Source organism: Streptomyces sp. NPDC090741, assembly GCF_044769045.1.
In the GTDB taxonomy this organism is placed as follows: Bacteria; Actinomycetota; Actinomycetes; order Streptomycetales; family Streptomycetaceae; genus Streptomyces.
This window is the reverse complement of record NZ_JBIVXF010000008.1, coordinates 96,617-111,584: the sequence shown is the minus strand read 5'-3', so window position 1 is coordinate 111,584 and position 14,968 is coordinate 96,617. Positions and strand designations below refer to the sequence as shown.

Here is a 14,968-nt window from a genome sequence, read left to right as displayed (position 1 = left end):
GGGTGGCCGCGGTGCCGGTGCCGCTGTTCGCCGGGGTGCTCTGCGCGGGGACGGCCGCCTGGGCGCTGGCCGGGGGAGACCGGGTGTCCCGGCGGGCGCGGGTGGTGCTGGCCGGGGGCGGGCCCGTGGTGCCCCGCGGTCCGGTGCGCCGGGAGCGGCTGCTGATCGCGGTGCGGGTACGGGCCGCGCGGTGGCGGGAGTGGTCCTGCCTCGGGATCGGGCTCGTGGTCGCGCTGCTGGGCGCGTCGGTGATCCCGCTGGTGGCGGGCGCGGCGGCGGTGCCGCTGGTGCGGCGCTGGCTGCGGGTGCGGCAGCGGGAGCGGGAGCGGGGTGCCCGGGCCGCCGGGGTGATCGCGCTGTGCGCAGCGGCGGTGGGCGAGCTGCGGTCGGGGGCCCAGCCCGGACGGGCGCTGACGGCGGCGCTGCGGCGGACGGCCGCGGGTCCGGGCGGTCCGGGCCCGGCGGAGGCGGCGGTGCTGGCCGCCGCGGCGTTCGGCGGGGACGTCCCCGCGGCGTTGCGGCAGGCGTCGCGGGAGCCCGGTGCGGAAGGACTGGCCGGGATGGCCGCCTGTTGGTCGATCTCGGTGGACGGGGGCGCGGGGCTCGCGGCCGGCCTGGACCGGCTGGAGGGGGCGTTGCGTGCCGAGCGGGACCGGCAGGAGTCCCTGCGGGCCCAGTTGGCGGGTGCCAGGTCGACCACGGTGGTGCTGGCCCTGCTGCCGCTGGCCGGCCTGTTGATCGGCACCGGGCTCGGAGCGGACCCGCTGCGCGTGCTGCTGCACACCCCGGTCGGGTGGGGCTGCCTGCTGGCGGGCGGGGTGCTGGAGGCGCTGGGGCTGTTGTGGTGCCGCCGGATCGTACGGGCGGGGGAGCGGTGATGGGCGGTTTCGTGGTCCACAGGCTGGGGATGGCGTTGTGCCTCGCGGTGGCGGTGCCGTGCACGGCTTCGGCAGTGGCGGCCCGGGTCCGGGCGCGGGCGGCCCGGCGCAGGATCACCGTGCTGATGTCGGCGCAACCGGAGCGTCGGGGGCCGGTGTTCGGGCCCGCAATACGGGCGGCGGTGACGGTGTGGGCGGGTCCGGCGGGGGCGCTGCTGGCGGCCTGGGTGCTGGTCGGCGGGGTGCTGGGAGTGCTGGCCGGCTGTGGGGCGGCGATCGGGGTGTGGCGCTGGCAGCGGCGGGCGCGGCCGCCGGCCGGGGTGGATCCGCGGGACGCGGAGCGCCAGCTCCCTTTCGCGGCCGATCTGTTGGCTGCGTGCCTCGCGGCCGGTGCGGCGCCGGTGGAGGCCGCCGAGGTGGTGGGCGAATCACTGGGCGGTCCGGTCGGCGAGCGGCTGGCGCTGGCCGGGGCGGAGCTGCGGCTCGGCGGCGAACCGGGCTCCGCGTGGGGGAGGTTGGCGGAGATACCGGGCGCCCGGGTGCTCGCGGAATGTCTGGAGCGGGCCGCCCGGACGGGAGCCCCGGCCGCCGAGCCGGTCTCCCGCCTGGCGACGGCCCTGCGCGAGGACCGCGCCCGGCAGGCAGGAGCCCGGGCGCAGCGGGCGGCGGTGCTCGTCACCGCTCCGGTGGGGCTGTGTTTCCTCCCCGCGTTTCTCGCGGTCGGAGTGGCCCCGGTGGTGATCGGAATGGCCTCCGGCCTTCTCTCTGCCAGCTGAAGTCACAGCAGGAACTCCGGTTACTCGGCTCTCAGGTCGGCCCTCAACTCGGCGCCTGGTAACACCACTCGGATCACCACTGAGATCACGTCAAGAACCCGAATCAACAGGAGGTTGTCATGAGGATCATCTGGTTTCGACTGTGGTCGGCGATGAGCGGTCGTGCGAACGACGCGGGCATGTCCACTTCGGAATACGCCATGGGCACGATCGCGGCATGTGCATTCGCGGCCGTTCTGTACAAGGTGGTGACGAGTGACGCGGTCTCCACTGCACTTCAGTCGACCATCGGGAAGGCACTCGATGTGCCGTTCTGAGAAAAAGCACGGGGGACCGGGTGACCGGGGATATGTGACGGCGGAGGCCGCACTGGTGATTCCCGCGCTGGTGCTCTTCGCGGCGCTGCTGGTGTGGGCGCTGATGGCGGCGGCCGCGCAGATCCGGTGTGTGGACGCGGCCCGGGCCGGGGCCCGGGCGGCGGCCCGCTCGGAGCCGCCGGGCGTGGCGGAGGCGGCGGCCCGGGCGGCCGCCCCGGCGGGGGCGGAGGTGGGGCTGGAGCGGGAGGGGGACCTGTGGCGGGTCCGGGTGTCGGCGCCGGCGCCGGGCCCGGGCGGGCTGCCGGTGCGGCTCGGGGCCCAGGCGGTGGCCCTGGCCGAGGACAGCGTGGGGCCGCCGCCATGAGCCGGGATCGGGACCGGGACCGGGACCGGGGGTCGGCGACGGTGTGGGCCGCGCTGGTGGCGACGGTGCTGGGGGCGGTGTTCGGCGGGGTGCTGCTGCTCGGCCAGGCCGTCGTGGCCCGCCACCGCGCGGCGGCGGCTGCCGACCTGGCGGCCCTGGCGGCGGCTGCGACCTGGACCCACGGCCCCGAGGCCGCCTGCGCCGCGGCCCGCCGCGTCGCCGGGGCCCAGAGCGCGGCGGTGACCGCCTGCACCGTCCAGGGCGAGGTGGCCGAGGTGGCGGCCCGTCCCGCTACGGGCCCCTTCGCCCCGATGATCAGCGCCCGAGCGGGCCCGCCCGCGGCTACCCCTGACCGGACCCTGATCGAACCGGGGTTCTCGGACGAGGCGCTCAGGCAGGCGGGGCCTCGGACAGCAGGCGGGTGAGGAGGCGGATCGCGCCACGTTTGTGGAGGGGGTCGTTGCCGTTGCCGCACTTGGGGGACTGGATGCAGGACGGGCAGCCGGCCTCGCATTCGCAGGCGGCGATCGCGTCGCGGGTCGCCGTCAGCCAGGCGCGGGCCGTGTGGAAGGCCCGCTCCGCGAAGCCGGCGCCGCCGGGGTGGCCGTCGTAGACGAACACGGTCGGGAGGAGGGTGTCGGGATGCAGTGGGACGGAGACCCCGCCGATGTCCCAGCGGTCGCAGGTGGCGAACAGCGGGAGCAGGCCGATGGAGGCGTGCTCGGCGGCGTGCAGGGCGCCGCCGAGGATCTCCGGGTTGATCCGGGCCTCGTCGAGCTGGTCCTCGGTCACCGTCCACCACACGGCCCTGGTGCGCAGGGTGCGCGGCGGCAGGTCCAGCTTGGCCTCGCCGAGCACCTCGCCGGTGATCAGTTTGCGGCGCAGGTACGAGACGACCTGGTTGGTCACCTCGACCGAGCCGAAGCAGAGCCGGGCCGGGCCCCACGGGATCTCGGTCTCGGTCTCCAGGACGGAGATGGAGGTGGTGTCGCGTGCGGTGGTCGAGAACGGCGGATTGGACTCCTCGACCAGCGCCACCGAGTCCTCCAGGTCCAGCTGCTTCACCAGATAGGTGCGGCCCTGGTGGAGGTGGACCGCCCCTTCGTGGACGGCGGTGTGGGCCGCCGCCTCGTCGACGGTGCCCAGCAGGCGCCCGGTGGCCGCCTCGACGATCTGCACCGGGCGGCCGCCCCCGCCGCGGATGTCGGTCAGGTCCGAGGCCCGCTCCCGGCGGGTCCAGTGCCAGGCCGTGGCCCGGCGGCGCAGCAGCTTGGCGGCCTCCAGCTGCGGGATCAGCTCGGCGGCCGCCGGGCCGAAGAGGGCGAGGTCCGGCTCCGTCAGCGGGAGCTCGGCGGCGGCCGCGCACAGGTGCGGGGCCAGGACGTACGGGTTGTCCGGATCCAGCACCGTGGCCTCCACCGGCCGGCGGAACAGGGCATCCGGATGGTGGACCAGGTACGTGTCGAGCGGGTCGTCCCGGGCGATCAGCACGGCCAGGGCGCCCTGCCCCGAGCGCCCGGCCCGGCCCGCCTGCTGCCACAGGGAGGCCCGGGTGCCCGGGTACCCGGTGATCAGGACGGCGTCCAGCCCTGAGACGTCCACGCCCAGCTCCAGGGCGGTGGTGGCGGCCAGGCCGAGCAGCTCGCCGGAGTGCAGGGCCCGCTCCAGGGCCCGGCGCTCCTCGGGCAGGTAGCCGCCCCGGTAGGCCGCGACCCGCCGGGGCAGGGACCGGTCCACCTGGGCCAGCCGCTCCTGGGCGATCACCGAGATCAGCTCCGCGCCGCGCCGGGAGCGGACGAAGGCGACCGTACGGACCCCCTGGACGACCAGGTCGGTCAGCAGGTCGGCGGTCTCGGCCGTGGCGGTACGGCGCACCGGGGCGCCCCTCTCACCTCGCAGCTCGGTCAGCGGCGGCTCCCACAGGGCGAAGACGACCTCGCCGCGGGGGGAGGCGTCGTCGGCGACCTCCACGACCGGCACGCCCGTCAGCCGGGACGCGGCGGCCGCCGGGTCGCTCGCTGTGGCCGAGGCCAGCAGGAAGACCGGATCGGCGCCGTAGCGGGCGCACAGCCGCCGCAGGCGGCGCAGTACCTGGGCCACGTGGGAGCCGAATACGCCCCGGTAGGTGTGGCACTCGTCGATGACCACGTAGCGCAGCGCGCGCAGGAAGGAGGACCAGCGGGGATGGGCGGGCAGGATCCCCCGGTGCAGCATGTCGGGGTTGGTGAGCACGTAGTTCGCGTACTGACGCACCCATTCGCGTTCCTCTACCGGCGTGTCGCCGTCGTAGACCGCGGGCCGGATCGCGTTGCCCAGGGGCCCGGCCAGCTCTCGTACGGCGCGCCGCTGGTCGGCCGCCAGGGCCTTGGTCGGGGCCAGGTAGAGGGCGGTCGCACCCCTGCCGTTGGGGGCCTGCGCACCGTCCGCGAGGGCGGAGAGCACGGGCGCGAGGTAGGCCAGCGACTTGCCCGAGGCGGTGCCGGTCGCGACGACCACCGACTCGCCGTCCAGGGCGTGCTCGGCGGCCGCGGCCTGGTGTTCCCACGGATGTTCGATGCCCGCTGCCCGGATCGCGGCTACGACATCCGTTCGGATGCGGTCGGGCCAGACTGCATGACGGCCCTCCCGAGGGGGCAAGTGCTCCGTATGGGTGATGCGCGCAGCTCGAGAAGGCCCCCTTGAGAGCCGGTCCAGAACCGTGCCGGGGGTGGGTCGAGGGTCCTCGGGTGCCGTGGGCCGACCGGGACGGTGAGTATTGGCCATTGGAACCGAGTGTGTCACCGGCGTGCGGGACAATGGTCGGAAGGCGTCGTGCGCGCCTGCCGGTAAGTGATTGAATGCCATCGCGGCAGCCAATCCCTCCCCTGCCTACGGGTGGGGAGGCCCCTGGGGGGCGCCGCTCGATAGCAAGGTGCTGGAGGATCCGTGGACCTGTCCCTGTCGACTCGCACTGTCGGCGACCGCACGGTCGTGGAGGTCGGTGGCGAGATTGATGTGTATACCGCGCCCAAGCTGCGCGAGCAGTTGGTCGAGTTGGTGAACGACGGCAGCTACCACCTGGTTGTCGACATGGAGCGAGTGGACTTCCTCGACTCCACCGGGCTTGGTGTGCTCGTGGGAGGTCTCAAGCGCGTCCGTGCACACGAGGGCTCGCTGCGTCTGGTGTGCAACCAGGAGCGCATCCTGAAGATTTTCCGCATCACAGGCCTGACGAAGGTCTTCCCGATCCACACGACCGTGGAAGACGCCGTCGCGGCCACCGACTGACGGTTTCACCCCCTGCGGCGCCGCGAGGCGCCGCAGGGGGACCCGAAGAGGAGCGGGGGCGCGGGCCGACAGCGGTCCGGGCCCCTGTAAGGCACGCCCGTAGTCCGAGGGGGACGCGCATGGCCACCGTTGAACTGCGCTTCAGCGCCCAGCCCGAACACGTTCGGACGGCCCGCCTCGTCGCGGCCGCCGTGGCGCGGCGTGTCGGCGTGGACGAAGCCGTGCTCGACGAGGTCCGCCTCGCCGTGGGCGAGGCGTGCTCGCGCGCCGTCGGTCTGCATCTCAGCAACGGGCTGACCGCGCCCGTCCGGGTGGTCCTGACCGAGGAGGAGAAGCTGTTCTCCATCGAGGTCGGCGACGAGGTGCCCGGACCGGCCGGCGGCCCGGAGGGCGCCGTGCCCGGCATCGACGCCGCCCTGGACCCGGACACCGACACCGAGGACGAGATGGGCCTCGCGGTGATCAGCGGGCTCGTCGACGACGTCGAGGTGACGAGCGGGGAGGCGGGCGGGACCATCCGGATGAGCTGGCCCGTGTCCGGCGGGTCCGATCTCCCGTAGTCCCGCCGGTTCGGAGATTCTTCCGATCTTCATCAAGGCCCTGCTGAGCAGGGCCTTTTTTCATACCCCCACGGCATTTCCTAGATCAATGATCAGGCGTCAATGCCTTTGCCCCATTACTTCTTTCGGGGGGTAATGGAGTGACGCGATCTATTGCTGAGGAGCGAGAGCAGGCCAATTCCGTTTCCTGTGCACTGTTTTGATCGCGAAGAGCTCCCTACAATCCGTCCACATCTTGAGCTCATCACGTCAAGGAGGACGAATGACGGGGCTCTTCACCCCCAACGCGCCGATCGGAAACTCCGATCTGGCAGCAGCCGTACTCACCGATGACAATCGGCTCATCGTCATGGTGATCGCGGCCGTGGCACTTGCCGCACTCGTCGTCGCGCAGATCCTGGTCCGCCAGGTTCTCGCCGCGGACGAGGGAACCGACAGCATGAAGAAAATCGCCGCCGCGGTCCAGGAAGGCGCCAACGCCTACCTCGGCCGGCAGCTGCGCACCCTCGGGATCTTCGCCGTCGTCGTGTTCTTCCTGCTCTTCCTGCTCCCCGCCGACGACTGGACCCAGCGGGCGGGACGTTCCGCCTTCTTCCTCGTGGGCGCCATCTTCTCGGCGGCCACCGGCTACATCGGCATGCGCCTCGCGGTCCGCGCCAACGTGCGCGTCGCGGCCGCGGCGCGCGAGGCCACCCCCGCCGAGGGCGAGCCCGCCAAGGACCTCACCGACGTCGCGCACAAGGCCATGCGGATCGCCTTCCGCACCGGCGGCGTCGTCGGCATGTTCACCGTCGGCCTCGGCCTGTTCGGCGCCTCCTGCGTCGTCCTGGTCTACGCCGCCGACGCCCCCAAGGTCCTGGAGGGCTTCGGCCTCGGCGCCGCCCTGATCGCGATGTTCATGCGCGTCGGCGGCGGCATCTTCACCAAGGCCGCCGACGTCGGCGCCGACCTCGTCGGCAAGGTCGAGCAGGGCATTCCGGAGGACGACCCGCGCAATGCCGCGACCATCGCCGACAACGTGGGCGACAACGTCGGCGACTGCGCCGGTATGGCGGCCGACCTGTTCGAGTCGTACGCCGTCACCCTCGTGGCCGCGCTGATCCTCGGCAAGGCGGCCTTCGGCGACCTCGGCCTCGCCTTCCCGCTGATCGTCCCCGCGATCGGCGTCATCACCGCCATGATCGGCATCTTCGCGGTCTCCCCGCGCCGCTCCGACCGGAGCGGAATGACCGCCATCAACCGCGGCTTCTTCATCTCCGCCGTGATCTCGCTGGTCCTGGTCGCGATCGCCGTCTTCGTCTACCTGCCGTCCAGCTACAAGGACCTCATCGGCGTCGAGAACGCCGCGATCGCCAACCACTCCGGCGACCCGCGCATCCTGGCGCTCGTCGCCGTGGCGATCGGCATCCTGCTCGCGGCCCTGATCCAGCAGCTGACCGGCTACTTCACCGAGACCAGCCGCCGTCCCGTCCGGGACATCGGCAAGTCCTCCCTGACCGGCGCGGCCACCGTCGTCCTCGCCGGCATCTCCGTCGGCCTGGAGTCCGCCGTCTACACGGCGCTGCTCATCGGCCTCGGCGTGTACGGGGCGTTCCTGCTCGGCGGCACGTCGATCCTGCTCGCGCTCTTCGCCGTGGCCCTGGCCGGCACCGGCCTGCTCACCACCGTCGGCGTCATCGTCGCCATGGACACCTTCGGGCCCGTCTCCGACAACGCCCAGGGCATCGCCGAGATGTCCGGCGACGTCGAGGGCGCCGGTGCGCAGGTCCTGACCGACCTCGACGCCGTGGGCAACACCACCAAGGCCATCACCAAGGGCATCGCCATCGCCACGGCCGTGCTCGCCGCGGCGGCGCTCTTCGGCTCGTACAACGACGCGATCGCCACCGCGGTCAAGGAGGTCGGCGCCAAGGCCGGGGAGATGAACCTCAGCCTGGACATCGCACAGCCCAACAACCTCGTCGGGCTGATCCTGGGCGCGGCGGTCGTGTTCCTGTTCTCCGGCCTCGCCATCAACGCCGTCTCCCGCTCCGCGGGCGCCGTCGTCTACGAGGTGCGCCGCCAGTTCCGCGAGCACCCCGGGATCATGGACTACTCCGAGAAGCCGGAGTACGGGCGCGTCGTCGACATCTGCACCAAGGACGCGCTGCGCGAGCTCGCCACGCCCGGCCTGCTCGCGGTCCTCACCCCGATCGCCGTCGGGTTCTCGCTCGGCGTCGGCGCGCTCGGCTCGTTCCTCGCGGGCGCCATCGGCACCGGCACCCTGATGGCGGTCTTCCTCGCCAACTCCGGCGGCGCGTGGGACAACGCGAAGAAGCTCGTCGAGGACGGCCACCACGGCGGCAAGGGCAGCGAGGCGCACGCGGCCGTCGTCATCGGCGACACGATCGGCGACCCGTTCAAGGACACCGCCGGTCCCGCGATCAACCCGCTGCTCAAGGTCATGAACCTGGTGGCGCTGCTGATCGCCCCGGCGGTCGTGCAGTTCAGCTACGGCCCCGACACGAGCGCGACCGTGCGCGCGATCGTCGCGGTCCTGGCCATCGCCGTCATCACCGGCGCGGTGTACATCTCCAAGCGCCGCGGCATCACGGTCGGGGACGACAGCGAGGGCGAGGGCGAGGGCGCGCCCGCCGAGCGGGTGGCCCAGCAGGCCGACCCCGCGGTGGTTTCCTGACCCGAGGGGTGACCCTCGCAGGGACCTGTGGGCCGACCGGCCCGAGGACTCGAAGATACGCCCGAACGGCGGACAGGCGGCGCGGACTGACGCGCCGTCTGTCCGCCTTTCTGCGTGCCCGGATGGCGGGCGTGTATCTTCCGGGCCGAGAGCCTTCGAAGGGACCAATCCGGTGAACAAGAAGTTTGCGGCCGCAGTGTCCGGCGGTGCGGTACTGATGCTCGTGCTGTCCGGCTGTGGCGGCGATGAGACGGACGACAAGGCCAACGCCTGGGCCAAGAAGGTCTGCGACAAGTGGCAGCCGGAGCTGAAGAAGATCGAGACCGCCAACGCGGACATCAAGCGGGTGGCCACCGAGAGCAGCAAGCCCGAAGAAGTGCAGACGACCGACTCGGCGGCGTTCGGCACCATGTCCGCGTCGTACAAGGCGATGGGGACCGCCCTGCAGGAGGGGGGAGTTCCGCCGGTCAAGGACGGCCAGACGACGCAGGGCACGGCGATCAAGGGCTTCGAGGAATCGTCCAAGGGCTACGCCGACCTGAAGACGAAGATGGAAGGCCTGGACGCGAAGGACCAGACGAAGTTCGCCGAGGGCCTCAAGGAGGTGGCCGGCGGACTCGAAGCGGCCACTCAGGGCGGCAAGAACGCCCTCAGCACGCTCAAGGCCGGCGGCCTGGACAAGGCGATGAACAGCCAGAAGGGCTGCCAGGTCGCGGCGCCGTCGCCGTCGGCGAAGTGAGGTAGCCCGCGGGCGCCGTTGCCGGTGGACGCGGCAGCGGTACGCGGACCAGGGCGGCCGGATTCCGAGGAACCCGGCCGCCCTGGCGTATGCATCGTCGCCGTCAGCGGCCGCGCGGCATACGCATCGGCGGCGGCAGCCGACACAATGGACCGGTGAGTACCACCAGCCTTCCCTCGCCCGACCGCGCCGCCGAACTCCGCACGGCCCTGCTCGCCGCCGGCTTCACCGCCGACGGCCTGCTCGACCTGCTCGGCGCCCCCGCCTACGCCGCGCTGGCCCGCAGCGAGACGGTCCCCGCCCTGCGCGCCACGCGCGGCTCCGGCGACGGCCCGCTCGCGAGCCTGGTCCGGCTGTTCCTGCTCCAGCAGCCGGAGCCGTACGAGAACGCCGCCCGGGCGCTGCCCGTCGAAGCGGCGCTGGCCGGCGGATGGCTGCGCCGGGAGGGCGATGTGCTGCACGCCACCGTCGACGTGCGCCCGTACGGCGGACCCGACGGCGAGGACTGGTTCATCGTCTCCGACCTCGGCTGCGCCGTCGGCGGGGCCGGCGGGATCGGCAGCCGCGAGGAGGGGGTCGTCCTCGGCGTCGGCGGGGCGTCCACCACCCTGGCCGGGATCACCGTCCGCACCCCGGTCGGCAGCGCCCTCGACCTCGGCACCGGATCCGGCATCCAGGCCCTGCACGCCGCCCAGCACGCCACCCGGGTCACGGCCACCGACGTCAACCCCCGGGCCCTGGACTTCACCCGGCTGACCCTGGCACTGTCCGGCGCCCAGGAGGCCGAGCTGCTCCTGGGGTCACTGTTCGAGCCGGTCGGCGAGGCCACGTACGACCTGATCGTGTCGAATCCGCCGTTCGTGATCTCTCCCGGCGCCCGGCTGACGTACCGCGACGGCGGGATGGGCGGCGACGACCTGTGCCGGACCCTCGTCCAGGAGGCCGGCGCGCACCTCAACCCGGGCGGGTACGCGCAGTTCCTCGGCAACTGGCAGCACGTGGAGGGCGAGGACTGGCACGACCGGGTCCGCGCCTGGGTGCCGCGCGGCTGCGACGCCTGGATCGTGCAGCGTGACGTGCAGGACGTCACGCAGTACGCGGAGCTGTGGCTGCGCGACGCGGGCGACCACCGCACCGACCCCGCCGAGTACGCGCGGCGGTACGAGGACTGGCTGGACGAGTTCGAGGCCCGCAAGACCAAGGCCGTCGGCTTCGGGTGGATCACGCTGCGCCGCAGCGACGCGGCGGAGCCCTCCATCGTGGTCGAGGAGTGGCCGCACTCGGTGGAGCAGCCGCTCGGCGACGCCGTCGTGGCCCACTTCGCCCGGCAGGACTACCTGCGCGACCACGACGACGCGGCCCTGCTGGAGGCCCGCTTCGTGCTGGCGGCGGAGGTCGTCCAGGAGCAGGTCGGCGCGCCCGGCGCGGAGGACCCGGAGCACGTGGTGCTCCGGCAGAACCGCGGGATGCGGCGGGCGACCAAGGTCGACACGGTCGGGGCGGGCTTCGCCGGAGTGTGCGACGGCTCACTCACGGCGGGCCGGATCCTGGACGCGATCGCGCATCTGGTGCAGGAGGATCCCATCGTGCTGCGGGACCGGACTCCGGAGGCGATCCGGGTGCTGGTCGAGCAGGGATTCCTGGAGCCGGCCGAAGGCTGACCGGTCCCCCGGTCGGCTCCGGGCCGGCTCCCGGCCGGCCCCTCCGGCGGCCACTCCGCCGGCGCCGCGGCGGCCCGGTCGGCGGCCTCGTCCGAGGCGTCCGGCCGTGGCCGAAACCGTCATGTAACCCGGGGTTCGCAGGCCGTTACGCAGCGCGTGGGAGGCTCTCGCTCAGGGGTACGGCCGAGGGCCGGCCACGGGGATCCGGAGGGATCCGTACGCGGCCCGTGAGCAAGCGGGAGTAAGGGGGGAACGGCATGGAGAGCGGTCCGGCGATCTTCGCGGCGACCGTGTTCCTGTTGTTCGGAACGGCTCTGCTGGGCTGGACGGGGGCGTGCGCGGCGCGCCGGGCGCCGGTGGCTGATGGTGTGCGCCCCGCGGTGGCCGTTCCGCTGGCGCTCCTGGCGTCCGGGACCTCCCTGGTGCTCGGAGTCTGGTGCCTCGTACGACGGTGACCGCGGGCCCGGTCGCAGACCTGATCAGAGCCTGATCAGAGCCTGATCAGCGGCCCGATCGCCGACCGGTCACCGGTGCGCCGACCCGCGCGGATGCGCGTCGTAAAGGGGACGTCAGAGGGGGTGCGGAGGCGGGGCCAGACGGCCCCCTGGCCACTCGGCCCGGTGATCGCTACGGGTCCGGCGCGGTATCCGGGCGGCAGAAATGGCACTTGTCGGGTTACCGTTCGAGTGGCCGTTGCGGGCTTCTGCCGTTTGACACGGGGGCGGGTTGTACCGTCACACTCCGCAGCGTCGCCGTACCGCGACCGAGTGCCGACCGGAGAGAAGAGCCAAGTTGTCCCCGACTAGCGAGACCGCAAAGGGCGGCCGCCGACTCGTCATCGTCGAGTCCCCTGCCAAGGCGAAGACGATCAAGGGCTACCTCGGCCCGGGATATGTCGTCGAGGCGAGCGTCGGGCACATTCGCGACCTCCCGAACGGCGCCGCCGAGGTCCCCGACAAGTACACGGGCGAGGTCCGCCGCCTCGGCGTGGACGTCGAACACGACTTCCAGCCGATCTACGTCGTCAATGCCGACAAGAAGGCCCAGGTCAGGAAGCTCAAGGAGCTGCTGGCCGAGTCCGACGAACTCTTCCTCGCCACCGATGAGGACCGCGAGGGCGAAGCCATCGCGTGGCACCTGCAGGAAGTCCTCAAGCCCAAGGTCCCCGTCCACCGGATGGTCTTCCACGAGATCACCAAGGACGCGATCCGCGACGCCGTCGCCAACCCGCGCGAGCTGAACCAGCGCATGGTCGACGCCCAGGAGACCCGCCGCATCCTCGACCGCCTCTACGGCTACGAGGTCTCGCCGGTCCTGTGGAAGAAGGTCATGCCGCGGCTGTCGGCCGGCCGCGTCCAGTCCGTGGCCACCCGCCTCGTCGTCGAGCGGGAGCGCGAGCGCATCGCCTTCCGCTCCGCCGAGTACTGGGACCTGACCGGAACCTTCTCCACCGGCCGCGCCGGTGACGCCTCCGACCCCTCGACGCTCGTCGCCCGCCTGAACACGGTGGACGGCAAGCGCGTCGCGCAGGGCCGCGACTTCGGCTCGAACGGGCAGCTCAAGAGCGAGGTGCTGCACCTCGACGAGGCGAACGCGCGGGCGCTGGCCGCGGCTCTGGCGGACACCTCGTTCGCCGTCCGCTCGGTCGAGTCCAAGCCGTACCGCCGCTCCCCGTACGCCCCGTTCCGCACGACGACGCTCCAGCAGGAGGCCTCGCGCAAGCTGGGCTTCGGCGCGAAGGCGACGATGCAGGTGGCGCAGAAGCTGTACGAGAACGGCTTCATCACCTACATGCGTACGGACTCCACCACGCTCTCCGACACCGCGGTGTCGGCGGCGCGGGCGCAGGTCACGCAGCTCTACGGCGCCGACTACCTGCCGGAGAAGCCGCGTGTCTACGCGGGCAAGGTCAAGAACGCGCAGGAGGCGCACGAGGCGATCCGCCCGTCGGGTGAGCGTTTCCGCACCCCGGCCGAGACGGGTCTGACCGGCGACCAGTTCCGCCTGTACGAGCTCATCTGGAAGCGGACCGTCGCCTCCCAGATGAAGGACGCGGTCGGCAACTCGGTCACCGTCAAGATCGGCGGCCGCGCGTCGGACGGCCGCGATGCCGAGTTCAGCGCCTCCGGCAAGACGATCACCTTCCACGGGTTCATGAAGGCGTACGTCGAGGGCGCGGACGACCCGAACGCCGAGCTCGACGACCGCGAGAAGCGGCTGCCGCAGGTCGCCGAGGGCGACGCGCTGTCGGCCGAGGAGATCACGGCGGACGGCCACTCGACCAAGCCGCCGGCCCGCTACACCGAGGCCTCGCTGGTCAAGGAGCTGGAGGAGCGGGAGATCGGCCGCCCGTCGACGTACGCGTCGATCATCGGCACGATCCTGGACCGCGGATATGTCTTCAAGAAGGGCACGGCGCTCGTTCCGTCCTTCCTGTCGTTCGCCGTGGTCAACCTGCTGGAGACGCACTTCGGGCGGCTCGTCGACTACGACTTCACCGCCAAGATGGAGGACGACCTCGACCGCATCGCGCGGGGCGAGGCCCAGTCCGTGCCGTGGCTGAAGCGGTTCTACTTCGGCTCCGAGGACGCGTCGGAGGTCGTACCGGCCGACGGCGACCACCTCGGCGGCCTGAAGGAGCTGGTCACGGACCTCGGCGCGATCGACGCCCGGGAGATCTCCTCCTTCCCGGTCGGCGAGAGCATCGTGCTGCGCGTCGGCCGCTACGGGCCGTACGTCGAGCGCGGGGAGAAGGACGCGGAGGGCCACCAGCGGGCCGACGTGCCGGACGACCTGGCGCCGGACGAGCTGACGGTCGAGTACGCGGAGGAGCTGTTCGCGAAGCCGAGCGGCGAGTTCGAGCTGGGCAAGGACCCGGTGAGCGGGAACGAAATCGTCGCGAAGGACGGTCGTTACGGGCCGTACGTGACGGAGATCCTGCCCGAGGGCACGCCGAAGACGGGCAAGAACGCGGTGAAGCCGCGGACGGCCTCGCTGTTCAAGTCGATGAGCCTGGACACGGTCACGCTGGACGACGCGCTGCGCCTGATGTCCCTTCCCCGGGTCGTGGGCGCGGACGCGGAGGGCGTGGAGATCACGGCCCAGAACGGCCGCTACGGCCCGTACCTGAAGAAGGGCACGGACTCGCGGTCGCTGGAGACCGAGGACCAGCTGTTCTCGATCACCCTGGACGAGGCGCTCGCGATCTACGCCCAGCCGAAGCAGCGGGGGCGCGCCGCGGCGAAGCCGCCGCTGAAGGAGCTGGGCACGGACCCGGTCAGCGAGAAGCCGGTGGTGGTCAAGGACGGCCGCTTCGGTCCGTACGTGACGGACGGCGAGACGAACGCGACGCTGCGGCGGGACGACGACGTCGAGACGATCACGCCGGAGCGCGGCTACGAGCTGCTGGCGGAGAAGCGCGCGAAGAGCCCGGCCAAGAAGACGGCCAAGAAGGCCCCGGCCAAGAAGGCGCCCGCGAAGAAGGCCACGGCGACGAAGACCGCCGCGGCGAAGAAGACGACGACGGCGAAGAAGACCGCCGCGAAGAAGACGTCGACGGCGAAGAAGACGGTCGCGAAGAAGGCGGCCGCGTCCGCCCCGTCGTCGGACGACTAGCAGACGACTGGCAGGTGTCCGGGCCCGTGCGGATCGCACGGGCCCGGCGCCGTCCGGCCGGCAGGGGGCCGGAGTGGGGCCGGGGTCACACCGGACGGTTATCCACAGGCTCCT

The 14,968-nt window shown here is 72.4% G+C and carries 13 protein-coding genes; 12 read left to right on the top strand and 1 reads right to left on the bottom strand.

Going from position 1 to position 14,968, the window contains the following annotated elements; translation table 11 throughout:
* Positions 1–2 precede the first annotated feature (2 nt).
* The 5 genes from ACIQU4_RS22290 to ACIQU4_RS22270 all read left to right on the top strand — a co-directional run bounded on the left by ACIQU4_RS22290 (position 3) and on the right by ACIQU4_RS22270 (position 2,760).
* Entirely contained in the window at positions 3–878 is an 876-nt protein-coding gene (locus ACIQU4_RS22290; protein ID WP_403734035.1) for a type II secretion system F family protein, read from the top strand.
* Positions 878–1,654 carry a type II secretion system F family protein gene (locus ACIQU4_RS22285; RefSeq protein WP_403733390.1) on the top strand — a complete coding sequence of 259 codons (777 nt, stop codon included), beginning with the start codon at positions 878–880 and terminating at the stop codon, positions 1,652–1,654. Before ACIQU4_RS22290 ends, ACIQU4_RS22285 begins: the two co-directional genes overlap by 1 nt.
* 119 nt (positions 1,655–1,773) lie before the next feature.
* Positions 1,774–1,971: a DUF4244 domain-containing protein gene (locus ACIQU4_RS22280; protein WP_403733388.1), complete on the top strand. Its 198-nt coding sequence runs from the start codon at positions 1,774–1,776 to the stop codon at positions 1,969–1,971.
* Positions 1,958–2,335 carry a TadE family type IV pilus minor pilin gene (locus ACIQU4_RS22275; RefSeq protein ID WP_403733385.1) on the top strand — a complete coding sequence of 126 codons (378 nt, stop codon included), beginning with the start codon at positions 1,958–1,960 and terminating at the stop codon, positions 2,333–2,335. The genes ACIQU4_RS22280 and ACIQU4_RS22275 overlap by 14 nt, the downstream gene beginning before the upstream one ends.
* Complete coding sequence (locus ACIQU4_RS22270; protein WP_403733382.1) at positions 2,332–2,760, top strand: Rv3654c family TadE-like protein; 429 nt, start codon at positions 2,332–2,334, stop codon at positions 2,758–2,760. The genes ACIQU4_RS22275 and ACIQU4_RS22270 overlap by 4 nt, the downstream gene beginning before the upstream one ends.
* On the opposite strand, the gene ACIQU4_RS22265 is transcribed toward ACIQU4_RS22270, so the two are convergent.
* The gene (locus ACIQU4_RS22265; protein ID WP_403733379.1) at positions 2,726–5,179 is read right to left on the bottom strand and encodes a DEAD/DEAH box helicase; all 2,454 of its coding nucleotides are present in this window, start codon (positions 5,177–5,179) and stop codon (positions 2,726–2,728) included. The two genes, ACIQU4_RS22270 and ACIQU4_RS22265, sit on opposite strands and share 35 nt — an antisense overlap.
* An 81-nt stretch (positions 5,180–5,260) precedes the next feature.
* On the opposite strand from ACIQU4_RS22265, the gene bldG reads away from it, so the two are divergent.
* The 7 genes from bldG to topA all read left to right on the top strand — a co-directional run bounded on the left by bldG (position 5,261) and on the right by topA (position 14,854).
* Positions 5,261–5,602, top strand: coding sequence for an anti-sigma factor antagonist BldG (gene bldG, locus ACIQU4_RS22260; protein ID WP_030152678.1), 342 nt, complete (start codon positions 5,261–5,263; stop codon positions 5,600–5,602).
* Between the two features lie 119 nt (positions 5,603–5,721).
* The gene (locus ACIQU4_RS22255; protein ID WP_403733376.1) at positions 5,722–6,162 is read left to right on the top strand and encodes an ATP-binding protein; all 441 of its coding nucleotides are present in this window, start codon (positions 5,722–5,724) and stop codon (positions 6,160–6,162) included.
* Positions 6,163–6,424: 262 nt separating this feature from the next.
* Positions 6,425–8,839 (top strand): sodium-translocating pyrophosphatase, encoded by a 2,415-nt coding sequence (locus ACIQU4_RS22250; protein WP_403733373.1) that lies wholly within the window; start codon positions 6,425–6,427, stop codon positions 8,837–8,839.
* 172 nt (positions 8,840–9,011) lie between these two features.
* On the top strand, positions 9,012–9,578 hold the full coding sequence (locus tag ACIQU4_RS22245; RefSeq protein ID WP_403733370.1) for a small secreted protein: 567 nt from the start codon (positions 9,012–9,014) through the stop codon (positions 9,576–9,578).
* 155 nt (positions 9,579–9,733) lie between these two features.
* Positions 9,734–11,239, top strand: a complete 1,506-nt coding sequence (locus ACIQU4_RS22240) for a methyltransferase (protein ID WP_403733367.1) — start codon at positions 9,734–9,736, stop codon at positions 11,237–11,239.
* Between the two features lie 257 nt (positions 11,240–11,496).
* Complete coding sequence (locus ACIQU4_RS22235) at positions 11,497–11,694, top strand: hypothetical protein (protein WP_403733364.1); 198 nt, start codon at positions 11,497–11,499, stop codon at positions 11,692–11,694.
* 337 nt (positions 11,695–12,031) lie between these two features.
* Positions 12,032–14,854 carry a type I DNA topoisomerase gene (gene topA, locus ACIQU4_RS22230; RefSeq protein ID WP_403733361.1) on the top strand — a complete coding sequence of 941 codons (2,823 nt, stop codon included), beginning with the start codon at positions 12,032–12,034 and terminating at the stop codon, positions 14,852–14,854.
* Positions 14,855–14,968 lie beyond the last annotated feature (114 nt).

What these genes read in the sequence shown, in the direction of transcription:
- ACIQU4_RS22250 (WP_403733373.1), top strand. Translation starts at nt 6,425, where the DNA reads ATGACGGGGCTCTTCACCCCCAACGCGCCGATCGGAAACTCCGATCTG.
- ACIQU4_RS22280 (WP_403733388.1), top strand. Translation starts at nt 1,774, where the DNA reads ATGAGGATCATCTGGTTTCGACTGTGGTCGGCGATGAGCGGTCGTGCG.
- ACIQU4_RS22235 (WP_403733364.1), top strand. Translation starts at nt 11,497, where the DNA reads ATGGAGAGCGGTCCGGCGATCTTCGCGGCGACCGTGTTCCTGTTGTTC.
- ACIQU4_RS22270 (WP_403733382.1), top strand. Translation starts at nt 2,332, where the DNA reads ATGAGCCGGGATCGGGACCGGGACCGGGACCGGGGGTCGGCGACGGTG.
- ACIQU4_RS22265 (WP_403733379.1), bottom strand. Translation starts at nt 5,179, where the DNA reads ATGGCATTCAATCACTTACCGGCAGGCGCGCACGACGCCTTCCGACCA.
- ACIQU4_RS22275 (WP_403733385.1), top strand. Translation starts at nt 1,958, where the DNA reads ATGTGCCGTTCTGAGAAAAAGCACGGGGGACCGGGTGACCGGGGATAT.
- ACIQU4_RS22285 (WP_403733390.1), top strand. Translation starts at nt 878, where the DNA reads ATGGGCGGTTTCGTGGTCCACAGGCTGGGGATGGCGTTGTGCCTCGCG.
- ACIQU4_RS22255 (WP_403733376.1), top strand. Translation starts at nt 5,722, where the DNA reads ATGGCCACCGTTGAACTGCGCTTCAGCGCCCAGCCCGAACACGTTCGG.